The following is a 17,681-nucleotide window of genomic DNA, read 5'->3' as shown; positions in this document are numbered from 1 at the left end:
GTCAGCCCAGTTCGGTCAGTGCCCTGGCCAGCACATCCATGTCGGCCGCGGTGGTGGTAAGCCCTGGGGTAATGCGGATGCACGGACCGCATGCCGCACCGCTGCGGGTCACGGTGAACAGGTTGTATTCATTGAGCAGGCGCTGGACCATGAGTTGCTGGTCGGCATGCCGGGTAAAGCGCATCGAAGTGATACCGCAATACAGGCGCGGGTCATCCGGGGTCAGGACTTCAACGCCCGGCAACTCCCGCGCCGCACCGACCCAGCGGTTGCGCAGATAATTGAGCCGCGCCCCCTTGGCCGCGGCACCCCCCATCGCCCAATGTTCTTCAAGCACCAGCGGCAGGGTCAGCAGCGCCGGGATATTGGGGGTGCTGTACGAGGTACGGGCGCGAATGTCAGTGGGCGGAAAATGCATCTCGCCCATGTCCGGGTCGATGTCGACCAGGCGTTCGGGGGCAATGTAAATAAAGCCGAGGGTCAGCGGTGCGCCGATCCACTTGTGCAGATTGAAGCCGGCGAAGGCGATACCCAGTTCGGTGAGGTCGAATTCGAGTTGGCCGAGAGCATGGGCCCCATCGAGGATGACATCGATGCCATGCTCCTTCGCAGCGGCTGCAATCGCCTGCACCGGCATCACCAGACCCGTGCGATGGGTGACGTGGGTCAGGGCCATCAGCTTCAGCCGCGGATGCCGTGCGAAGGCTTCCCGATAGGTATTGAGCAGGCTGTCGAAGGTGGCTGGGTGTGCGTGTTCGATCTCGATCACTTCAACGCCGCGATTACGCGCCAGCCAGCGCATGGCGCCTTTGACCGTGTCGTATTCCAGGTCGCAAACCAGTACCTGATCGCCGGGCTGCAGCCGGTTGTAGTTGCGGATCAGCGACTGCAAACCTTCCGAGGCGTTGCGGGTCAGGGCGATGCTGTCGGCGGGTACGCCAATCAACCTGGCCAGTTGCGCGCGGATCTTCAGGCTGTCGCCCTGTTCGTAACGCTGGCGCACGTACACCGAGTTGCTGCGGTTGATCAGCTCGATGTTGCGCTGGTATTCCTCGACCACCGTGCGCGACATGCGTGCGAAGTAACCGTTCTCCAGGTTGAGCGGGCCAGGTTCGACATCGTAGCGGTCGGCAAAGGTTTGCCAGAAGGCTTCATCACGGGCGCGGCGGGTGTTGTCGGGCATGGGGTACTCGGTAGGTGATTCAGTGGCGCGGGGCAGGTTTGCCGTGTTTGGCGCGCAGCGGTTCGAGCAAGTCCGACAAACCGTTGTGATCGATTTCCTGCATCAGGGCCAGCAGGCCGCCCAACTCGCCGTGAGGGAAACCCTCCCGGGCGAACCAGTTCAGGTAAGGACCGGGCAGGTCGGCAATGATTCGCCCCTTGTACTTGCCGAAGGGCATTTCGCGGGTAATCAGCAGTTCGAGCTTTTCAGGATTCATCAATCGGTCGTCTTGATTCGGTCAGTCTGGAAAATACAGGCATTCTGCATGCAGGCCAAATGACAGATCATGCAAATAAAACGGATACAGATTTTCTGATAATAAGTAACTATTTGAAAAATAAAGAATAAGTGAGCAGTTCCGGACTGGCATGTAGGGTGCACTACTCATTGCATCTTTCATCAACCGCGAGCAACTGAAAAATGACCGACATGAATAAAGAAGCGATTTCTGTACTCAACGACCTGATTGAAACCAGCAAGGACGGTCAGGCCGGGTTCAAGACTTGCGCTGAAGACATCAAGCATCCTGAACTCAAAACCCTGTTCATCAAGCGTTCGACCGATTGTGGGACGGCCGCAGCGGAATTGCAGTCTGCCGTGCGTTCGATGGGGGGTGATCCGCAAACCTCCACCAGTGTCAGTGGCGACCTGCACCGGCGTTGGGTCGACGTGAAGTCGATGTTCACCGGCAAGGGCGAGGAGGCTGTACTCAATGAAGCCGAGCGCGGTGAAGACCATGCGTTGAAGGCTTACCGCGACGCAATGGAGAAAATCAACAAGCACAATCTGGTGGACATTCGCGACCTGGTTGAGCGTCAGTACCACGGCGTGCAGCGTAACCACGATCAGGTAAAAGCCCTGCGTAACCAGGCGCGTGCACGTTCGTAAGCCAGGCTGAGCTGAAGTAAATGTGGGAGCGAGCCTGCTCGCGAAAGCGGTCTGACAGTCACCATTTATAGTGACTGATACGCAGCCTTCGCGAGCAGGCTCGCTCCCACATTGTTTGTTTTTGACCCGTCAATCAGCCAATGCTGATGGCCGGCAGCGTGGTCAACGTCACGCTCTGTTGCTTGCGTGGCGCGAGGATTTCCGCCTCGCCATCCACCACCAGTTCATCGCGCTGGTTGAACACGCGAGTGGCAATGCGTACGCGAAACTTCGGCAGTTTTTCGAGGATTTCCAGGCGCACGGTCAGGGTGTCGCCGATCTTCACCGGTTTCTGAAAACTCATTTGCTGGCCGATGTAGATGGTCCCCGGTCCAGGCAATTCGCAGGCGACCGCCGCGCTGATCAACGCGCCGCTGAACATGCCGTGGGCGATGCGCTCCTTGAACATGGTGCTGGCGGCGTATTCGGCATCCAGGTGCACCGGGTTGTGATCGCCGGACATCGCAGCGAACAACTGGATGTCGCGCTCTTCGACTGTCTTGCTGAAACTGGCGGTCTGGCCGACTTCGAGGGCTTCGTAAGGGGTGTTGGTAACCTGGGTCATCTGTCTCAATTCCTGTGACGAATTAAAAAATTCACAAAAAAACTATTCGGATCGGTGCGGCCGAGGAGCGCTCAAGGCCTGTGCGATCCAGTTCAGTACATCGGCGATGATTTCATCGCGGTTGCTCTCGTTGAACAGTTCGTGTCGCGCCTGCGGGTAAACATTCAGTTGCAGGTGCTGGCTGCCGGCCGCCCGCAGCGCGTCGGCCAGATCCTTGAGACGTTTGCCTTCGCTCACCGGATCACATTCGCCGCCAATCACCAGCAACGGCAGGCCCGGGTCGATCTGGGCGAGATTGGACGCTTTGCTGATTTGCTGCAAGCCGCCGAGCAAATCGATCCACAGTTGATTGGTGCAGCGAAAACCGCAGAGCGGGTCGTTGACGTACAGATCGACCTGCGTCGGATCACGGCTGAGCCAGTCGAACGGTGTGCGCGCCGGTTTGAATTTGTTGTTGAACGAGCCGAACGACAGCCATTCGATCAATGCGCTGCGTCCTTTGCGGCCCTGGCGCAGGCGTTCGAAACGGGCGATTTGCCGTGCCGCGCGATAAAGCGCCACAGGCTGGAAGTTCGAGCCGCTGAGGATTGCCCCGTGCAGGCTGGCACTGTGGTGCAGCAGATAGCCCTGGGCGATGTAGCTGCCCATGCTGTGACCCAACAGCACGATCGGCACGCCTGGGTACTGCTGGCCGATGTGCTGGTTGAGGCAGGCCAGATCGCTGACGACCTTGCACCAGCCATCGTCATCGGCGAAATGCCCGAGGGTCCCGTTTTCGGCAGTTTTGCCATGTCCACGCAGGTCCGGCGCGCACACGCCATAGCCCTGTTCACAGAGCTTTTGCGCCAGGGGACCATAGCGGCCGCTGTGTTCGGCCATGCCGTGGGCCAGCAGAATCATTGCCTTGAGGCTGCCGTCGGGAAGCCACTGGTTGACGAAGAGGCGGCTGTGGTCGCTCGTGGTCAGCCAGAAAGTGTCATGGATCATGGCGGTTCCTTTGCATGAGGCTGCTTGGTCTGAAACAGCTCGTTGCAGTTTATAGCGCATCCTTGGCCGGGCGTCTGATCAGCCTACGCCACGGCGAATAGATTCATACGGTCAATGACGGCCGTGGGCATATTTGCCTGCTACGTCATAACTGCTAGTGTCCGTGAAGCTCCGCTTTTTGCATTTTTTTTGAAAAGTGACAGAAAAGTGGCCCCGGATAGATTCAGGTAAAGAGGACAACAACAATGCAACCTGATTTCTGGAATGACAAACGCCCGGCCGGCGTACCCCTGGACATCGATCTGGGAACCTACAAGTCGGTGATCGAGGTGTTCGAGCGTTCCTGCAAGAAGTTTGCTGACCGCCCTGCGTTCAGCAACATGGGCGTGACCCTGACCTACGCCGAACTGGAACGCCAGAGCGCAGCCTTTGCCGGCTACCTGCAAACCCACACCGACCTGGTGCCGGGGGACCGCATTGCGGTGCAGATGCCCAACGTCCTGCATTACCCGATTGCCGTGTTCGGCGCCTTGCGCGCCGGGTTGATCGTGGTCAACACCAACCCGTTGTACACCGCGCGGGAAATGCGTCATCAGTTCAAGGATTCCGGTGCCCGGGCGCTGGTGTACCTGAACATGTTCGGCCAGAAAGTCCAGGAAGTCCTCCCCGACACCGATATCCAGTACCTGATCGAAGCGAAGATGGGCGACCTGATGCCCACCGCCAAGGGGTGGCTGGTCAACACTGTGGTGAGCAAGGTCAAGAAGATGGTCCCGGACTATTCCTTGCCCCAGGCCGTTTCTTTCAAGAGTGCGTTACACATGGGCCGTGGCCTGGGTATCAAGCCACTGAGCGTCGGCCTCGACGACATCGCCGTGCTGCAATACACCGGCGGCACCACGGGCCTGGCCAAGGGCGCGATGCTGACTCACGGCAACCTGGTGGCGAACATGCAACAGGCACGGGCCTGCCTCAGCCAGTCGGCCAGCGACGGGCAACCGTTGTTGCGCGAAGGCCAGGAGGTGATGATCGCGCCGCTGCCGCTGTACCACATCTATGCCTTCACAGCGAACTGCATGTGCATGATGGTGACCGGCAACCACAACGTGCTGATCACCAATCCGCGGGACATCGGCGGCTTCATCAAGGAGCTGAAGAACTGGCGGTTCTCGGCGCTGTTGGGGCTCAACACGCTGTTCGTCGCGCTGATGGATCACCCGGACTTCAAGACCCTGGACTTCTCCAGCCTCAAGCTCACCAATTCCGGCGGTACTGCGCTGGTCAAGGCCACCGCCGAGCGTTGGGAACAACTGACCGGATGCCGCATCACCGAAGGTTACGGCCTGACCGAAACTTCGCCGGTGGCCTGCACCAACCCCTACGGCAGCCAATCGCGGATCGGCACGGTCGGCATGCCGGTGCCGGGCACCACGCTGAAAGTCATCAGCGATGACGGCGTCGAACAACCGCTGGGTGAGCCTGGCGAACTGTGTATCAAAGGCCCGCAGATCATGAAGGGTTACTGGCAGAAACCCGATGCCACGGCCGAAGTGCTGGATGCCGAGGGCTGGTTCAAGTCCGGTGACATTGCGGTGATCGACCCGGACGGTTTCGTGCGCATCGTTGACCGCAAGAAGGACATGATCATTGTCTCGGGTTTCAACGTGTACCCGAACGAGATCGAAGACGTCGTGATGGCTCACCCGAACGTCGCCAACTGTGCGGTCATCGGTGTGCCCGACGAGCGGTCGGGGGAGGCGGTGAAGCTGTTCGTGGTGGCCCGTGAAGCAGGGGTCAGCCTTGAAGAGTTGAAGGCTTACTGCAAGGAAAACTTCACGGCGTACAAAGTACCGAAGCACATCGTGCTGCGTGAGTCGTTGCCGATGACGCCGGTGGGCAAGATTTTGCGGCGGGAGTTGCGTGATATCGCTTGATTGGTGAATGGCCGCGCTTCGCGCGGATCGCGGGCAAGCCACGCTCCCACAAGGTTCAGTGTCGTCCACAATGGATGTGTACGACGCGAACCCTGTGGGAGCGGGCTTGCCCGCGATGCTTTTCGGCGGACGCTAAAGCCCCGGTTTTCGCGGGTCACAGGGCTTTATAGGTTTTTTGCTCTAAAATGACCACTTGAAAGTCTTGAGTCACAATTGTGACCGTAGAGGCCTCTTTTGGCTCTAGTCGACCCTTGGCAAAGCTGCTACTCTCGGCGCGCTTTGTGACTTCTCGGCCTTCTATCAGCCAGATTTACCAATGGCCAAACACCAATAATAATCGCATCAAATGCGGTGCTGAATTCGCGTTGCTGAGGAGTGGGCTTCCATGATCGAAGACTTTTGGAAGGATAAGTACCCAGCTGGGATTGCTGTCGACATCAATCCAGACGAGTATCCGAATATTCAGGCAGTGTTGAAGCAATCCTGCCAACGCTTCGCCAACAAGCCGGCATTCAGCAACCTGGGCAAGACACTCACCTACGGTGAACTGTACGAATTGTCCGGTGCGTTTGCCGCTTACCTGCAACAGCATACCGATTTGCAGCCTGGCGATCGAATCGCCGTGCAACTGCCCAACGTGTTGCAGTACCCGGTAGCCGTCTTCGGTGCCATCCGCGCCGGGCTGATCGTGGTCAACACCAACCCGCTCTACACCGCGCGGGAAATGGAACACCAATTCAACGACTCCGGTGCCAAGGCCCTGGTCTGCCTGGCCAACATGGCGCACCTGGCGGAAACCGTGGTGCCGAAAACCGGCGTCAAGCACGTGATCGTCACCGAAGTCGCCGACCTGCTGCCGCCACTCAAGCGTCTGCTGATCAACAGCGTCATCAAGTACGTGAAGAAGATGGTGCCGGCCTATCACTTGCCCAAGGCCGTCAAGTTCAACGACGTGCTGAGCAAAGGCCTGGGCCAGCCAGTGGCGGAAGCCAGTCCGGCCAGTGGCGATGTCGCGGTGCTGCAATACACCGGCGGCACCACCGGTGTGGCCAAGGGCGCGATGCTGACCCACCGCAACCTGGTGGCGAACATGCTGCAGTGCAAGGCGCTGATGGGTTCCAACCTCAATGAAGGTTGCGAGATCCTGATCACCCCGCTGCCGCTGTACCACATCTATGCCTTCACCTTTCATTGCATGGCGATGATGCTGATCGGCAACCACAACATCCTGATCAGCAACCCGCGCGACCTGCCGGCGATGGTCAAGGAACTGTCGAAGTGGAAGTTCAGCGGCTTCGTCGGCCTGAACACGCTGTTCGTGGCCCTGTGCAACAACGAAGGCTTCCGCAAGCTGGATTTCTCTGCGCTGAAAGTTACCTTGTCGGGCGGTATGGCCCTGCAACTGGCCGCGGCCGAACGCTGGAAAGCGGTGACCGGTTGCGCCATCTGCGAAGGCTACGGCATGACCGAAACCAGCCCGGTGGCGACGGTGAACCCGATCCAGCACATCCAGGTTGGCACCATCGGTATTCCGGTGCCGTCGACCCTGTGCAAAGTCATCAACGATGCCGGTGTCGAGCAGCCGCTGGGCGAAATCGGCGAGCTGTGCGTGAAGGGGCCGCAAGTCATGAAGGGTTACTGGCAGCGCCAGGATGCCACCGATGAAATCCTCGACAGCGAAGGCTGGTTGAAGACCGGTGACATCGCGCTGATCCAGCCCGATGGCTACATGCGCATTGTCGATCGCAAGAAAGACATGATCCTGGTGTCCGGTTTCAACGTGTACCCGAACGAACTCGAAGACGTGCTGGCCACCCTGCCGGGCGTGCTGCAATGCGCGGCCATCGGTGTACCGGACGAGAAGTCGGGCGAGGCGATCAAGATTTTCATCGTCGCCAAGCCGGGCGTGAACCTGACCAAGGAACAGGTGATGGAGCACATGCGCGCCAACGTCACCGGCTACAAGGTCCCGCGCGCCGTGGAGTTCCGCGATGCACTGCCGACCACCAACGTCGGCAAGATCCTGCGTCGTGAATTGCGCGATGAAGAGCTGAAGAAAATCAACGCGAAGAAAGCCACCGCGTAAAACAAGAAGCCCCGCAGATGCGGGGCTTTTTTTGGATGCCTGATAAGTCATTGGTGCCTGTCAGGCCGTCTTCGCGAGCAAGCCCGCTCCCACATTCGACCGCATTCTTGCTGGAGGAACTCGGTTAAATGTGGGAGCGGGCTTGCTCGCGAAGCTTTTGCTTTTTATTGACGAAACGGCGCGAAGTTGACGTTGGTGCCCGCCGGGCGCATGTCCTGCAGGAAGGAGTCCTTGTCGGCGCTCAGTTCCAGGCTCAATGCCGCCTTGCGTTTGCCTTCATTGCGCACCACCAGGCCTTCGAGCTTCTCGCGCAGGAACACGGTCGGTACTTTCAGGTGCAGCAGCTCGTCGGTGTCCGGCGTGTGCATCAGCAGGTGAATCCACTCGTACTGACCGATTGCAAGGCGCGTCACCGGGAGGTCGAACCACCAGATGTTGCGGTTACGGTTCAGTTCGGCGAAGTGGCAGTTGTTGACGCCAAGCACAGCACCGCCGAGTTCCTGGTTTCTGCGGGCAATGGCCTGCTTTTTATCGAGTTTCATAACGTTCCTACGGGATTGGATCTTCAGCGCCAAGGCCTGAATGTGATGCGCATTCTCAGGGGTTGGCCCGCAAACATAAAGCCCAACCTGCACTGAACGATGAAATGTCGCGTTGAAATAAATGAAACTCCCTGCAAAAGCCCTCGGTCAACCTTGTGTAACGACTTTCCTGCATTGAAATGTCTTTAATGAAATGAAGACGCGGCCATCTTCAGATGGCCGTTTTTGTGTCAGCCTGAACTTGCACGCTGAATTTGTTTCAAAGTCGCCAACTGGGCTACCTTGATGAAAGAAAACAGCCCCTGAGTCGCCACGACTTCAACCCAATCCGTATGCGGCGAATGGAGACGCGAATGATTTTCCCGGACATGAGAGGCTTGCCCCTGCACCGTGTGATGATGCGCACGGTCACCGAGTTCATCGCCGACGAGATGTCGACCTATGCCTCGGCGCTGGCCTATCAAATGCTCTTTTCGCTGTTTCCGTTCATCCTGTTCCTGATTGCCCTGATCGGCTTCCTGCATCTGCCCGACTTCTTCTCCTGGCTGCGCCTGCAATCGGAACTCGTATTGCCACCCCAGGCGCTGGAGCAGGTCAACCCGGTGATCGACCAGCTTCAGCAGTCCAAGGGGGGGCTGCTGTCAGTGGGTATCGTGATTGCGCTATATACCGCCTCCGCCGGTGTGCGGCTGATGATGAGCGCGATGAACGCAGCCTACGACGTGGTAGAAGGGCGCCCGCTGTGGAAACGCTTTCCGTTGTCGATCATCTACACCGTCGGCATTGCCGGCATGCTGCTGATCGCCGCAGCGCTGATGGTGCTCGGGCCGCAGGTGATGAGCTGGATCGCTGCGCAGGTCGGCCTTGAGTACTTCATCGTCACGCTCTGGACCATCGCGCGCTGGCCGGTGATCGTGATTTTGCTGATGGTCGCGGTGGCGTTGATCTACTACGTCATGCCCGACGTCAAACAGGAATTCCGCTTCATCACCCCAGGCTCAGTGCTGGCGGTGGTGGTATGGATCATCGCGTCCCTGGGCTTCGGTTTGTACGTCAAGGAGTTCGCCAACTACAACGCCATGTATGGCAGTATCGGTGCGATCATCGTGCTGTTGCTGTACTTCTACATTTCCGCCGCGGTGCTGCTGCTGGGCGCGGAGATGAATGCCGTGATCGAGCACATGTCGCGAGAGGGCAAGGACCCTGGCGAAAAAGTGGCTGGCGAGCATGGTCCCGTCCATGAGGAAAAACACCACGTGTCGGGGCTGGGCCGCGATCACTCACACAAACCGACCATTGATGAAACCTGATCATGATTCGTGAAATCCTGAAAATGGGCGATGAGCGCCTGCTGCGCATTGCCCCGCCAGTGCCGGCCGAAATGTTCGACAGCCCCGAGCTGTGGCAACTGATCGATGACATGTTCCAGACCATGGAAAGTGTGGGGGGCGTTGGCCTGGCTGCTCCGCAGATCGGTGTCGACCTGCAACTGGTGATCTTCGGCTTCGAGCACAGCGAGCGTTATCCGGATGCCGAGGCCGTGCCGCAGACGATCCTGATCAACCCGTTGATCACACCGCTGAGCCCGATCCTGGAAGAGGGCTTCGAAGGCTGTTTGTCCGTGCCTGGCCTGCGTGGCGCGGTGCAGCGTTACCAGCAGATTCGCTACGAAGGCGTCGACCCCAAGGGCGAGCCCATCGTACGCATCGCTTCGGGGTTTCATGCACGGGTGGTGCAGCATGAGTGTGATCACCTGATCGGCCGCCTGTACCCGTCGCGCATTACCGACTTCAGCAAGTTTGGCTTCACCGAGGTGATGTTCCCGGACCTGGATCCCAATGCTGACGACTAAATCGCCGCAAAGCCCTGTGGGAGCGGGCTTGCTCGCGAAGAGGCCCGGTCAGTCAATATTGCTGGCGACTGATACACCGCCTTCGCGAGCAAGCCCGCTCCCACATTTTGATCTCGATTACTTCGGCGCCAACCCCATCGCAATCATCGGCTTGCTGCGCGCATAACGGCTCAACCGTTCAACCATCGCGTAAGGCATTGGCGGATCGAACGTAAACCCGCGCCGCTCATAAAACCCCCGCAAGTCCGGATGACAGAACAACCACACCGGCAGTTCGCACTCCTTCACCGCGGCCGCAATCAACCCGGCGGCAAGCCCCTGCTCGCGACACTCCGGATCGACAAATAACCCGGTCAGCCAATGCCCACCGGACACCGGACGCAAACACAGCACGGCAACAATCTGCTCACGCCGGGCCACCCACAGCTGCGCGTCGCGCACGGCTTTCATCGACGATTGGTGAGCGCGGTAGAACTTGTTCATCAATGGCCATAACGGCTCGTCGAGCAGGGTGAATTGAGTATCGGGCATGGTCTCGGACTGTCGGTGTGCAAAGCGGGCGATTATAAAAGAACGCGCTCGCCGGGATAGGTGTATACCTGATCTCACATCCCCATGAGTGGAGTACGCATCATGTCCAAAGGTCTGGATTCAAAGAAAGCGGCGAAAAAGAAACCGGTGAAAACCGCCATTGAAAAGCGCGCGGACAAGAAGGCCAAGAAGGTCGGCGTGTTCGGTCACTGAACCCGCGTTGATTGATCGCTCCCATGCAACATGGGAGCGATCCTCCAGAAAATAATCTGCAAGATTTCCCAAGGCCAAGACACAGAAGGGGACTGGTCCCCGATCTGAGCTACGCCATGCCCCATTACTTTGATAGCGCTCACCAAGAAGAAATCGAAACCCTGCGCCGACGCTTCACCGCGCGTACCGAATGGCCAACCTGGTTGCTGTTGATCGGTGTATACGGCGCCTGGTTTGGCATCGTGTTGAACAGCCATCGATTGGGTTTGTGGTGGAGCACGCTGTTACTGATTCCATTGCTGGTGCTGTGGTTGTCCGTGCAGCACGAACTGCTGCACGGCCATCCCACGCGCTGGCCAACCCTGAACAAAATCCTTGGCTACGCGCCGTTTGCCGTCTGGTATCCGTACACCTTGTACCGCGATAGCCATTTGCTGCATCACCGCGACGAGGACCTGACGATCCCCAGTCGCGATCCGGAAAGCCGTTACCTGAGCGCCGGGCAGTGGCAGGGCAGTTCACTGCTGGTGCGCAGCCTGCACTGGCTGAACAAAACCGTGCTCGGCCGCTTTGCCCTGGGTGCACCGCTGGCCTTGCTGGCGTTGGCCCGTGAAGAGCTGCAACGCCTGAGAACGGGCGGGCGCCAAGCCTGGCTGATGTGGTTGAGTCACGGCTCGATGACCGGGTTGATGCTGCTGTTCATCGCGAGCTTCAGTGTGTTGCCGGTTTGGCATTACCTGTTTTTGATCAGTGTGCCGGCGCTGTCGATCGCCATGATTCGTTCCTACTATGAACATCGACCTCATGCTGCGCCGGAGCAACGCACGGTGCTCAATGAAGCGGCGTGGCCGTGGCGCTGGCTGTTCCTGAACCTCAACTTTCATCTGGTGCATCACGAGTTGCCGGGGTTGCCCTGGTACGACTTGCCCCGCGCTTACCGGGCCCGCCGCGAGCAATGGCTGGCGCGCAGTGGCGGGTTTCTGGTGCGGGGTTATGGGCAGCTGTGGCGTGAACATGGAGTGAAGGCCATCGACAGCCCGAGGCATCCGTTTTACTAATGCATGATCACCTCAAAACCCTGTGGGAGCGGGCTTGCTCGCGAAGGCGTCGTCCCAGCCAACATCCATGTTGAATGACACGCCGCCTTCGCGAGCAAGCCCGCTCCCACATTGGAAATGTGCCGCATGGGACTATTTCGATGACCCAACACATTGCCGAACTGCTGATGTACACCGCCCCCGAACCCATCCACCAGGCCAACGAACACTGGCTGGCACGAATCCTCGAGCACTTGGGCGGCACCCGCCGTGACACCGAAAGCCTGTCGCTGATGCAGATGTGGTTGTCGCCGCACTTGCTGCTGACACAAACCTGCGGTTATCCGCTGATGACGGCATTGCGCGGCAAGGTCCGGGTGCTGGGGCGGCCTCGTTATGAGCTGCCGGACAGCAGCGGCGGCAATCATTGCAGCCTGATTGTGGGACGCCTTGATGATGCGCGGCGAAACCTGGCGGATTTTCGTCGCAGCCGAGGCGTGATCAATGGCCTGGACTCCAACAGCGGCATGAACCTGCTGCGCCACCGGTTGGCGCCGCTGCAACGTGACGGGCGTTTTTTTGCCCAGGTCGGCGTCAGCGGTAGCCATCGCGAAAGCCTGCGCTGGTTACGCGAAGACCTTGCCGATCTGGCGGCCATCGACAGCGTGACCTTTGCCTATCTGGCACGCCATGCCGCAGAGGAGGTAGCCGGTTTGCGCGTGATTGCCCGCAGTGCGCTCAGTCCTGCCTTACCGTTCATTACCGCCGCTACAGTCAACGATGAGCAGGCTGAAGAGCTGCTAAGGGTGATGAACCTGGCGTTGCGCGAGCTGCCGGAGGTTGCCGAAACCCTCGGTTTACCAGAGGTACTGCCCGCCAACGAAAGCGACTATCAGGTTGTGCTCGATTATCAGCGTGAAGCCGAGACGTTGGGGTATGGGGATTTGCGATAGGACGCAATAGAGTTTTAATTTCAAAATAGAATATAAAAATAAGTTTTAAGTATTATTACTGAATAAGACTCCTTGCTAGGATTCGCCTCACCGGACCACCGGACATTCAGCGACCCCTAACCCAGGAGCCCCTATGTCCGGCGCCGATATTCTTCATCGCAAACACGTGGACGGCCTGTTCCGCGCTCACTACCACTGGCTCTGCACGCGCCTGCGTCAGTCCCTGAACGATGCCGCCGCTGTCGAAGACATTGCCGGCGAAACCTTCGTGCAACTGCTCCAGGCCGCTGGCCTGACGGCAATCCGCGAACCTCGTGCCTTGCTCACCACCATCGCCCAGCGCCTGCTCTATCAGCGTTGGCGTCGAGGTGACCTGGAGCGCCAGTACCTTCAGCAGCTGCAACAGGCCGAGCCGATCCACGCCGAATCGCCGGAGGAACTGGCTCAGTTGTCCCAGACCCTGACCCGTGTGGATCGCAGTCTTCAGCGGCTGCCCGGCAAAGTCCGCTCGACCTTCCTGCTGTCGCGGATCGACGGCCTGACCTATCCGCAAATCGCCGCTGTGCTGGGCATCTCGCTGCGCTCAGTCAGCGACTACATGACCCGTTCCCAGGCCCTGTGCGACCGGCACAGCGCCAACCAATCCCTGAACCGTCCACTCCAGAACAAGAGGTCCGCATGAGATCGATCAAAACCCTGCTCGGCAGTTCGCTGCTGGCCCTGAGCCTGTTGTCCCACCCGGCATCGGCCACGGAAAAAGCGGCGCCTATTCACTTTGGCGATATCACGTGGGAAAGTGGCAGCCTCATCACCGAAATCCTGCGCCTGATCGTTGAAAAAGGTTACGGCTACCCGACTGACACGTTGCCGGGCAGCACCGTCAGCCTTGAAGCGGCGCTGGCCAAAAACGATATCCAGGTCATCGGTGAAGAGTGGGCCGGACGCAGTCCCGCCTGGGTCAAGGCGGCGGCGGAGGGCAAGGTGTTCGGCTTGGGCGATACGGTCAAAGGCGCCACTGAAGGCTGGTGGGTGCCGGAGTACGTGATCAAGGGCGATCCCGAGCGCGGCATCAAGCCCTTGGCCCCGGAGTTGAAATCCGTTGCTGACCTGGCGAAATACAAGGACGTATTCCGCGACCCCGAAGACCCGAGCCGCGGACGCTTCCTCAACAGCCCGACCGGCTGGACCTCGGAAATCGTCAACAGCCAGAAACTCAAGGCCTATGACCTGACCGCCAGCTACGTCAACTTCCGCACCGGGTCCGGTGCCGCACTGGATGCCGAGGTGGCGTCGTCGATCCGCCGTGGCAAACCGGTGCTGTTCTACTACTGGTCGCCGACACCGCTGTTGGGGCGATTCAAACTGGTGAAACTCGACGAACCGCCGTTCGACGCCGAAGCCTGGAAAACCCTGGCCGACGCCAACAACCCGAACCCCAAAGGCACGCGCTCGATGCCGGCGAGCCTGGCCATCGGCGTATCGGCACCGTTCAAGGCGCAATACCCGGACCTGGTGACGTTCTTTGAAAAGGTCGATTTGCCGATCGATCTGTTGAACCAGACCTTGGGCCAGATGAGTGAAAAGCGGCAGAAACCCCGTGAAGTCGCCGAAGCGTTTTTGCGTGAGCAGCCACAGGTGTGGAAGGGATGGGTGCCGGGGGAGGTGGCTACCAGGGTGAGTGCCAGCTTGTAGTGCTTTCTGACGTATCTGCGGTGTTTGAACTGCCGTCTTCGCGAGCGAGCCCGCTCCCACATTGGATATTTGACGTCCACAAACTCTGTGGTCACCGCTGATCTCCTGTGGGAGCGGGCTTGCTCGCGAATAATCTCAAGTCTTACGCCAACTCGGCGGCCAACGCCACTTTCACCGCCGGCCGCTGATCCACCCTGGCTTGAAACCTTGCCAACGCCGGCCACTCATTCAATTCAATGTCGAACAACCGAGCCCAACGCAGCACCGTAAACAAATACACATCGGCAATGCCGAACCCGCCCGCCATCAAGCAATCCTGCCGCTCCAACGTCTGGTTCAACACGGCCAGACGCTTGAACAGTTTCGCCTTGATCAGCGCTTTCACCTCTTCGGGAAATCGAGCGTTGAACAGCCAGCCGAGCCCGCCGTGAATCTCCGTCGAGATGAAGTTCAGGCATTCCTGCAACCGTACCCTCTCGAATGTCCCCTGCGCTGCGGCCAGTTTCGCTTGCGGCCGCAGATCAGCCAGGAATTGCAGAATTGCCGGCCCTTCGGTCAGCACTTCGCCGTTATCCAGTTGCAAGGCAGCGACGTACCCCTTGGGGTTGATGGCGAGAAAGTCGTCGCCGTCTGCCGTGGTTTTGCTGATGTTGTCGACGCGGATCAAATGGAAAGGCAGTTCCAGTTCACGCAGCACGATATGCGGCGCCAGCGAGCAGGCTTGGGGGGCGTAATACAGCTTCATGGGGCGGGCTCTGGTTGTGGATTTACGCCAGTGTCATAGTGCGCGGCGCCCACGGTAAAATTAATCTTTCAGAAAACTGCCATAAGGAAAGCTACTGCCATGATGAACCTGATGCACTGGCGAATGGTGGTGGCCGTGGCGGATACCGGCAACATCACCCGGGCCGCCGAACGGGTCGGCATGACCCAGTCAGGCGCCAGCCAGGCCCTGGCCTTGATCGAGGAAACCCTGGGCGTTCAATTGTTCACCCGGGAAAACCGCCAGACGTTGCCGACAGCCATCGGCCTGCCGGTTATCGAGCAGGCACGGACCATGCTCGGTGCGCTGCAAGCCATTCGCAGCACCGTCGAGGCCGCAAAAGGTGTTGAACGCGGGACGATTCGCCTGGCCAGTTTTCCCATGGTACTGGCGACCTTTCTGCCGCCGTTGCTGCGTCAGTTCAACCGGTTTTACCCCGGCATTGAGGTGGTCGCCCTGGAAGTCAGCGATGACGAAGTGGAAACCCTGCTCGGCGCGGGGTTGGTGGATGTCGGCGTGGTGCTCAATCCGTCTGCCGAGCGCAAGGCCAGTCCCTTGGGACGCGATGCCTGGATGGCGGTATTGCCCGGGGGCCATCCGCTGGCGCGGCGTTCCCATGAAGAAGGCGTCTGCCTCGAAGAGTTGGTGACGCAACCTTTTGTACTGGCCACGGGCGGTTGTTCGACCAATGCGCGAAGCCTGGCTGCCGATGCGGGCCTGCAACTGCAGGATGTGCGCGTCGAGGTCCGTGAGTGGAGCAGTGCGTTCACCCTGGTGCGGGAAAACATCGGCGTTAGCCTGGTGCCGGAGATGACGCTGCCGGGTAATCGGCAAGGTTTGCGCGTGGTACCGGTGTTGCCGCGGATCGAGCGTGAGTTTGCCTTGGTGGTTGCGGCGAACAAACCACCGTCGGCGGCGGTGCAGGCGCTGCTGGACATGCTCGACGGACGGTAACCCCTGGCAAGCCACTGAACCGATTTTGTCCTCAATGCTGACCGACTAGTGGCCTTGCTGAGTGGCGATCCAGGCGGCAACCTGCGGCCATTCAAGGCAAGCCATTGCAGCAATGCTTCAGGAAACCGGGGTGTTGCGCCAGGCGTTTGAAATATTCATCGACAGCGGGGTAGTCAGGACGGTCGATCGGCGTCATCAGCCAGCGATTGACCGACAAACCGATGACAACGTCGGCCAAAGTAAACTGTGATCCGGCGACATAGGCCTTGGTGGTTGCGAGTTGATGTTCGAGGATGCCCATCTTCTGGTTCCAGCCGCGGATGCCGACTTCGAGGCGATGCGCGTCCTGGAACTCCGGGTCCTTGCGCACCAGCGCCATGAACGCATAACTCCACGACGGATTGAGCTCGGTGGCTTGCCAGTCCATCCACTGCTCCACCCGGGCGCGTGCGGCCGGTTCACCAGGCAGCAGCTCGTGGTGGTGTTGGTGTTTGCCGGCCAGATAGCGGCAGATGGTATTGGATTCCCACAACACGCCGGCTTCATCGATGATCACCGGTACCTGTGCGTTGGGATTGAAGCGCAGGAACTCGGGGCTGTGGGTGGACGCGAAGCCACTGCCCCAGTCCTCGCGTTCGTAGGCAATACCCAATTCTTCGCAGGTCCACAGGACTTTTCGGACGTTGATGGACGAGGCTTTGCCGAGAATCTTCAGTGTGTGTTCCATTTGAGCTACTCCATCGCGAAAGGCGTAGGTGTAATTGTAGGAGTGGTCTGTAGGAAAGGCGTTTCGGCAGGTTTCCGCTGCCTACGATTTATTGCGTCATTGCCTACAACTACGCCAGAATCCGCCGGCTTGTGCGCCTGGTATCCGGACTCTATCGTTCCGCGTCGCTGCAAAATCAGCGATCGGGTCTAGCAGCCTGGATACTTTAGGCGCATAGCGTCCACCAATCGTGAACAGGTGTTTTTTATGCCTGTCAGTTCATGTTATGGCGGCTGTGCGTGGGAAGATCTTCGGGTCTACCGGGTTCTAGAGTCCTGGTCTGCTAGCCCGCGCACGGCTGCCACCTTATTTTCGTCTAGCAGCGAATCGGGGCAGCTCCATCACTCTAGGAGCATCACCATGTTCAAACCCACGCCCAACCCCCCACGCAATCCCAGCCCAATGTTCTCTATCTCACCCGGCATCAATAACGAAACTCTGTTGGCGCACGCCTGCGAATCGTTGGCCTCGGCGAGCGTCATGACCAATGACTTTGCTGCTTTTCTGGAAGGTAGCCAGCGCAATACGGCGCTGGCGATCGCACAGATCATCATGCTGGCCGAGTTGGCGGTGAATCGGGTGCTGGATAACCTCGATCCGCAGGACTGAACACAGAGCGGGGGAGAGAGGTTTTCCCTGTGGTGAGGGGGTAAGCCC

At 59.1% G+C, this 17,681-nt stretch carries 19 protein-coding genes; 11 read left to right on the top strand and 8 right to left on the bottom strand.

What is annotated here, in order from left to right; all coding sequences use genetic code 11:
• Position 1: 1 nt before the first annotated feature.
• Positions 2-1,183 carry an aminotransferase class V-fold PLP-dependent enzyme gene (locus tag AC3IT6_RS22880; RefSeq protein ID WP_489352997.1) on the bottom strand — a complete coding sequence of 394 codons (1,182 nt, stop codon included), beginning with the start codon at positions 1,181-1,183 and terminating at the stop codon, positions 2-4.
• 19 nt (positions 1,184-1,202) lie between these two features.
• On the bottom strand, positions 1,203-1,439 hold the full coding sequence (locus AC3IT6_RS22875; protein ID WP_003227425.1) for a DUF3820 family protein: 237 nt from the start codon (positions 1,437-1,439) through the stop codon (positions 1,203-1,205).
• Positions 1,440-1,642: 203 nt separating this feature from the next.
• On the opposite strand from AC3IT6_RS22875, the gene AC3IT6_RS22870 reads away from it, so the two are divergent.
• Complete coding sequence (locus AC3IT6_RS22870) at positions 1,643-2,110, top strand: ferritin-like domain-containing protein (protein ID WP_489352995.1); 468 nt, start codon at positions 1,643-1,645, stop codon at positions 2,108-2,110.
• Between the two features lie 133 nt (positions 2,111-2,243).
• Here the strand turns inward: AC3IT6_RS22870 and AC3IT6_RS22865 are convergent, their stop codons facing one another.
• Complete coding sequence (locus AC3IT6_RS22865) at positions 2,244-2,714, bottom strand: MaoC family dehydratase (RefSeq protein WP_007995982.1); 471 nt, start codon at positions 2,712-2,714, stop codon at positions 2,244-2,246.
• Positions 2,715-2,756: 42 nt separating this feature from the next.
• On the bottom strand, positions 2,757-3,701 hold the full coding sequence (locus AC3IT6_RS22860) for an alpha/beta hydrolase (protein WP_489352992.1): 945 nt from the start codon (positions 3,699-3,701) through the stop codon (positions 2,757-2,759).
• 245 nt (positions 3,702-3,946) lie between these two features.
• On the opposite strand from AC3IT6_RS22860, the gene fadD2 reads away from it, so the two are divergent.
• Positions 3,947-5,635 (top strand): long-chain-fatty-acid--CoA ligase FadD2, encoded by a 1,689-nt coding sequence (gene fadD2 / locus AC3IT6_RS22855; RefSeq protein ID WP_489352990.1) that lies wholly within the window; start codon positions 3,947-3,949, stop codon positions 5,633-5,635.
• Positions 5,636-6,020: 385 nt separating this feature from the next.
• Positions 6,021-7,721: a long-chain-fatty-acid--CoA ligase FadD1 gene (fadD1, locus tag AC3IT6_RS22850; protein WP_489352988.1), complete on the top strand. Its 1,701-nt coding sequence runs from the start codon at positions 6,021-6,023 to the stop codon at positions 7,719-7,721.
• Positions 7,722-7,885: 164 nt separating this feature from the next.
• Here fadD1 and AC3IT6_RS22845 read toward each other — a convergent pair whose 3' ends face one another.
• Positions 7,886-8,263 (bottom strand): hypothetical protein, encoded by a 378-nt coding sequence (locus tag AC3IT6_RS22845; RefSeq protein WP_150757893.1) that lies wholly within the window; start codon positions 8,261-8,263, stop codon positions 7,886-7,888.
• Positions 8,264-8,616: 353 nt separating this feature from the next.
• On the opposite strand from AC3IT6_RS22845, the gene AC3IT6_RS22840 reads away from it, so the two are divergent.
• Together AC3IT6_RS22840 and def are read left to right on the top strand one after the other, a co-directional pair.
• Positions 8,617-9,573, top strand: coding sequence for a YihY/virulence factor BrkB family protein (locus AC3IT6_RS22840; protein WP_046042267.1), 957 nt, complete (start codon positions 8,617-8,619; stop codon positions 9,571-9,573).
• 2 nt (positions 9,574-9,575) lie between these two features.
• Positions 9,576-10,115, top strand: coding sequence for a peptide deformylase (def, locus tag AC3IT6_RS22835; protein WP_007990355.1), 540 nt, complete (start codon positions 9,576-9,578; stop codon positions 10,113-10,115).
• 117 nt (positions 10,116-10,232) lie between these two features.
• Here def and AC3IT6_RS22830 read toward each other — a convergent pair whose 3' ends face one another.
• Positions 10,233-10,646 carry a GNAT family N-acetyltransferase gene (locus AC3IT6_RS22830; protein WP_489352985.1) on the bottom strand — a complete coding sequence of 138 codons (414 nt, stop codon included), beginning with the start codon at positions 10,644-10,646 and terminating at the stop codon, positions 10,233-10,235.
• Between the two features lie 329 nt (positions 10,647-10,975).
• On the opposite strand from AC3IT6_RS22830, the gene AC3IT6_RS22825 reads away from it, so the two are divergent.
• The 4 genes from AC3IT6_RS22825 to AC3IT6_RS22810 all read left to right on the top strand — a co-directional run bounded on the left by AC3IT6_RS22825 (position 10,976) and on the right by AC3IT6_RS22810 (position 14,541).
• The gene (locus tag AC3IT6_RS22825; RefSeq protein ID WP_489352983.1) at positions 10,976-11,917 is read left to right on the top strand and encodes a fatty acid desaturase; all 942 of its coding nucleotides are present in this window, start codon (positions 10,976-10,978) and stop codon (positions 11,915-11,917) included.
• A 140-nt stretch (positions 11,918-12,057) separates the two neighbouring features.
• Positions 12,058-12,849 (top strand): phosphate/phosphite/phosphonate ABC transporter substrate-binding protein, encoded by a 792-nt coding sequence (locus AC3IT6_RS22820; protein WP_489352981.1) that lies wholly within the window; start codon positions 12,058-12,060, stop codon positions 12,847-12,849.
• 133 nt (positions 12,850-12,982) lie between these two features.
• Positions 12,983-13,531, top strand: a complete 549-nt coding sequence (locus AC3IT6_RS22815; protein WP_489352979.1) for a sigma-70 family RNA polymerase sigma factor — start codon at positions 12,983-12,985, stop codon at positions 13,529-13,531.
• Positions 13,528-14,541 (top strand): ABC transporter substrate-binding protein, encoded by a 1,014-nt coding sequence (locus AC3IT6_RS22810; protein WP_102675437.1) that lies wholly within the window; start codon positions 13,528-13,530, stop codon positions 14,539-14,541. The genes AC3IT6_RS22815 and AC3IT6_RS22810 overlap by 4 nt, the downstream gene beginning before the upstream one ends.
• A 142-nt stretch (positions 14,542-14,683) precedes the next feature.
• Here AC3IT6_RS22810 and gstA read toward each other — a convergent pair whose 3' ends face one another.
• Positions 14,684-15,286: a glutathione transferase GstA gene (gene gstA, locus AC3IT6_RS22805; RefSeq protein ID WP_489352976.1), complete on the bottom strand. Its 603-nt coding sequence runs from the start codon at positions 15,284-15,286 to the stop codon at positions 14,684-14,686.
• A gap of 99 nt (positions 15,287-15,385) precedes the next feature.
• Here gstA and AC3IT6_RS22800 point away from each other — a divergent pair, with 99 nt between their 5' ends.
• The gene (locus tag AC3IT6_RS22800) at positions 15,386-16,258 is read left to right on the top strand and encodes a LysR family transcriptional regulator (RefSeq protein WP_489352974.1); all 873 of its coding nucleotides are present in this window, start codon (positions 15,386-15,388) and stop codon (positions 16,256-16,258) included.
• Between the two features lie 91 nt (positions 16,259-16,349).
• Here the strand turns inward: AC3IT6_RS22800 and AC3IT6_RS22795 are convergent, their stop codons facing one another.
• Positions 16,350-16,985 (bottom strand): glutathione S-transferase family protein, encoded by a 636-nt coding sequence (locus tag AC3IT6_RS22795; RefSeq protein ID WP_489352972.1) that lies wholly within the window; start codon positions 16,983-16,985, stop codon positions 16,350-16,352.
• Positions 16,986-17,384: 399 nt separating this feature from the next.
• Between AC3IT6_RS22795 and AC3IT6_RS22790 the strand changes: the two genes are divergently transcribed.
• Positions 17,385-17,633, top strand: a complete 249-nt coding sequence (locus tag AC3IT6_RS22790) for a DUF6124 family protein (RefSeq protein WP_095942720.1) — start codon at positions 17,385-17,387, stop codon at positions 17,631-17,633.
• The last annotated feature ends 48 nt before the right edge of the window (positions 17,634-17,681 follow it).

Source organism: Pseudomonas sp. KH_017 (assembly GCF_057840285.1).
This window is presented reverse-complemented; position numbering and strand designations above follow the sequence as displayed.

Excerpts from the sequence above, each read along its gene's own strand:
- AC3IT6_RS22880 (WP_489352997.1), bottom strand. The coding sequence starts at position 1,183 with ATGCCCGACAACACCCGCCGCGCCCGTGATGAAGCCTTCTGGCAAACC.
- AC3IT6_RS22820 (WP_489352981.1), top strand. The coding sequence starts at position 12,058 with ATGACCCAACACATTGCCGAACTGCTGATGTACACCGCCCCCGAACCC.
- AC3IT6_RS22825 (WP_489352983.1), top strand. The coding sequence starts at position 10,976 with ATGCCCCATTACTTTGATAGCGCTCACCAAGAAGAAATCGAAACCCTG.
- AC3IT6_RS22875 (WP_003227425.1), bottom strand. The coding sequence starts at position 1,439 with ATGAATCCTGAAAAGCTCGAACTGCTGATTACCCGCGAAATGCCCTTC.
- gstA (WP_489352976.1), bottom strand. The coding sequence starts at position 15,286 with ATGAAGCTGTATTACGCCCCCCAAGCCTGCTCGCTGGCGCCGCATATC.
- fadD1 (WP_489352988.1), top strand. The coding sequence starts at position 6,021 with ATGATCGAAGACTTTTGGAAGGATAAGTACCCAGCTGGGATTGCTGTC.
- AC3IT6_RS22800 (WP_489352974.1), top strand. The coding sequence starts at position 15,386 with ATGATGAACCTGATGCACTGGCGAATGGTGGTGGCCGTGGCGGATACC.
- AC3IT6_RS22840 (WP_046042267.1), top strand. The coding sequence starts at position 8,617 with ATGATTTTCCCGGACATGAGAGGCTTGCCCCTGCACCGTGTGATGATG.
- def (WP_007990355.1), top strand. The coding sequence starts at position 9,576 with ATGATTCGTGAAATCCTGAAAATGGGCGATGAGCGCCTGCTGCGCATT.
- AC3IT6_RS22870 (WP_489352995.1), top strand. The coding sequence starts at position 1,643 with ATGACCGACATGAATAAAGAAGCGATTTCTGTACTCAACGACCTGATT.
- AC3IT6_RS22865 (WP_007995982.1), bottom strand. The coding sequence starts at position 2,714 with ATGACCCAGGTTACCAACACCCCTTACGAAGCCCTCGAAGTCGGCCAG.
- AC3IT6_RS22830 (WP_489352985.1), bottom strand. The coding sequence starts at position 10,646 with ATGCCCGATACTCAATTCACCCTGCTCGACGAGCCGTTATGGCCATTG.
- fadD2 (WP_489352990.1), top strand. The coding sequence starts at position 3,947 with ATGCAACCTGATTTCTGGAATGACAAACGCCCGGCCGGCGTACCCCTG.
- AC3IT6_RS22795 (WP_489352972.1), bottom strand. The coding sequence starts at position 16,985 with ATGGAACACACACTGAAGATTCTCGGCAAAGCCTCGTCCATCAACGTC.
- AC3IT6_RS22810 (WP_102675437.1), top strand. The coding sequence starts at position 13,528 with ATGAGATCGATCAAAACCCTGCTCGGCAGTTCGCTGCTGGCCCTGAGC.
- AC3IT6_RS22845 (WP_150757893.1), bottom strand. The coding sequence starts at position 8,263 with ATGAAACTCGATAAAAAGCAGGCCATTGCCCGCAGAAACCAGGAACTC.
- AC3IT6_RS22815 (WP_489352979.1), top strand. The coding sequence starts at position 12,983 with ATGTCCGGCGCCGATATTCTTCATCGCAAACACGTGGACGGCCTGTTC.
- AC3IT6_RS22790 (WP_095942720.1), top strand. The coding sequence starts at position 17,385 with ATGTTCAAACCCACGCCCAACCCCCCACGCAATCCCAGCCCAATGTTC.
- AC3IT6_RS22860 (WP_489352992.1), bottom strand. The coding sequence starts at position 3,701 with ATGATCCATGACACTTTCTGGCTGACCACGAGCGACCACAGCCGCCTC.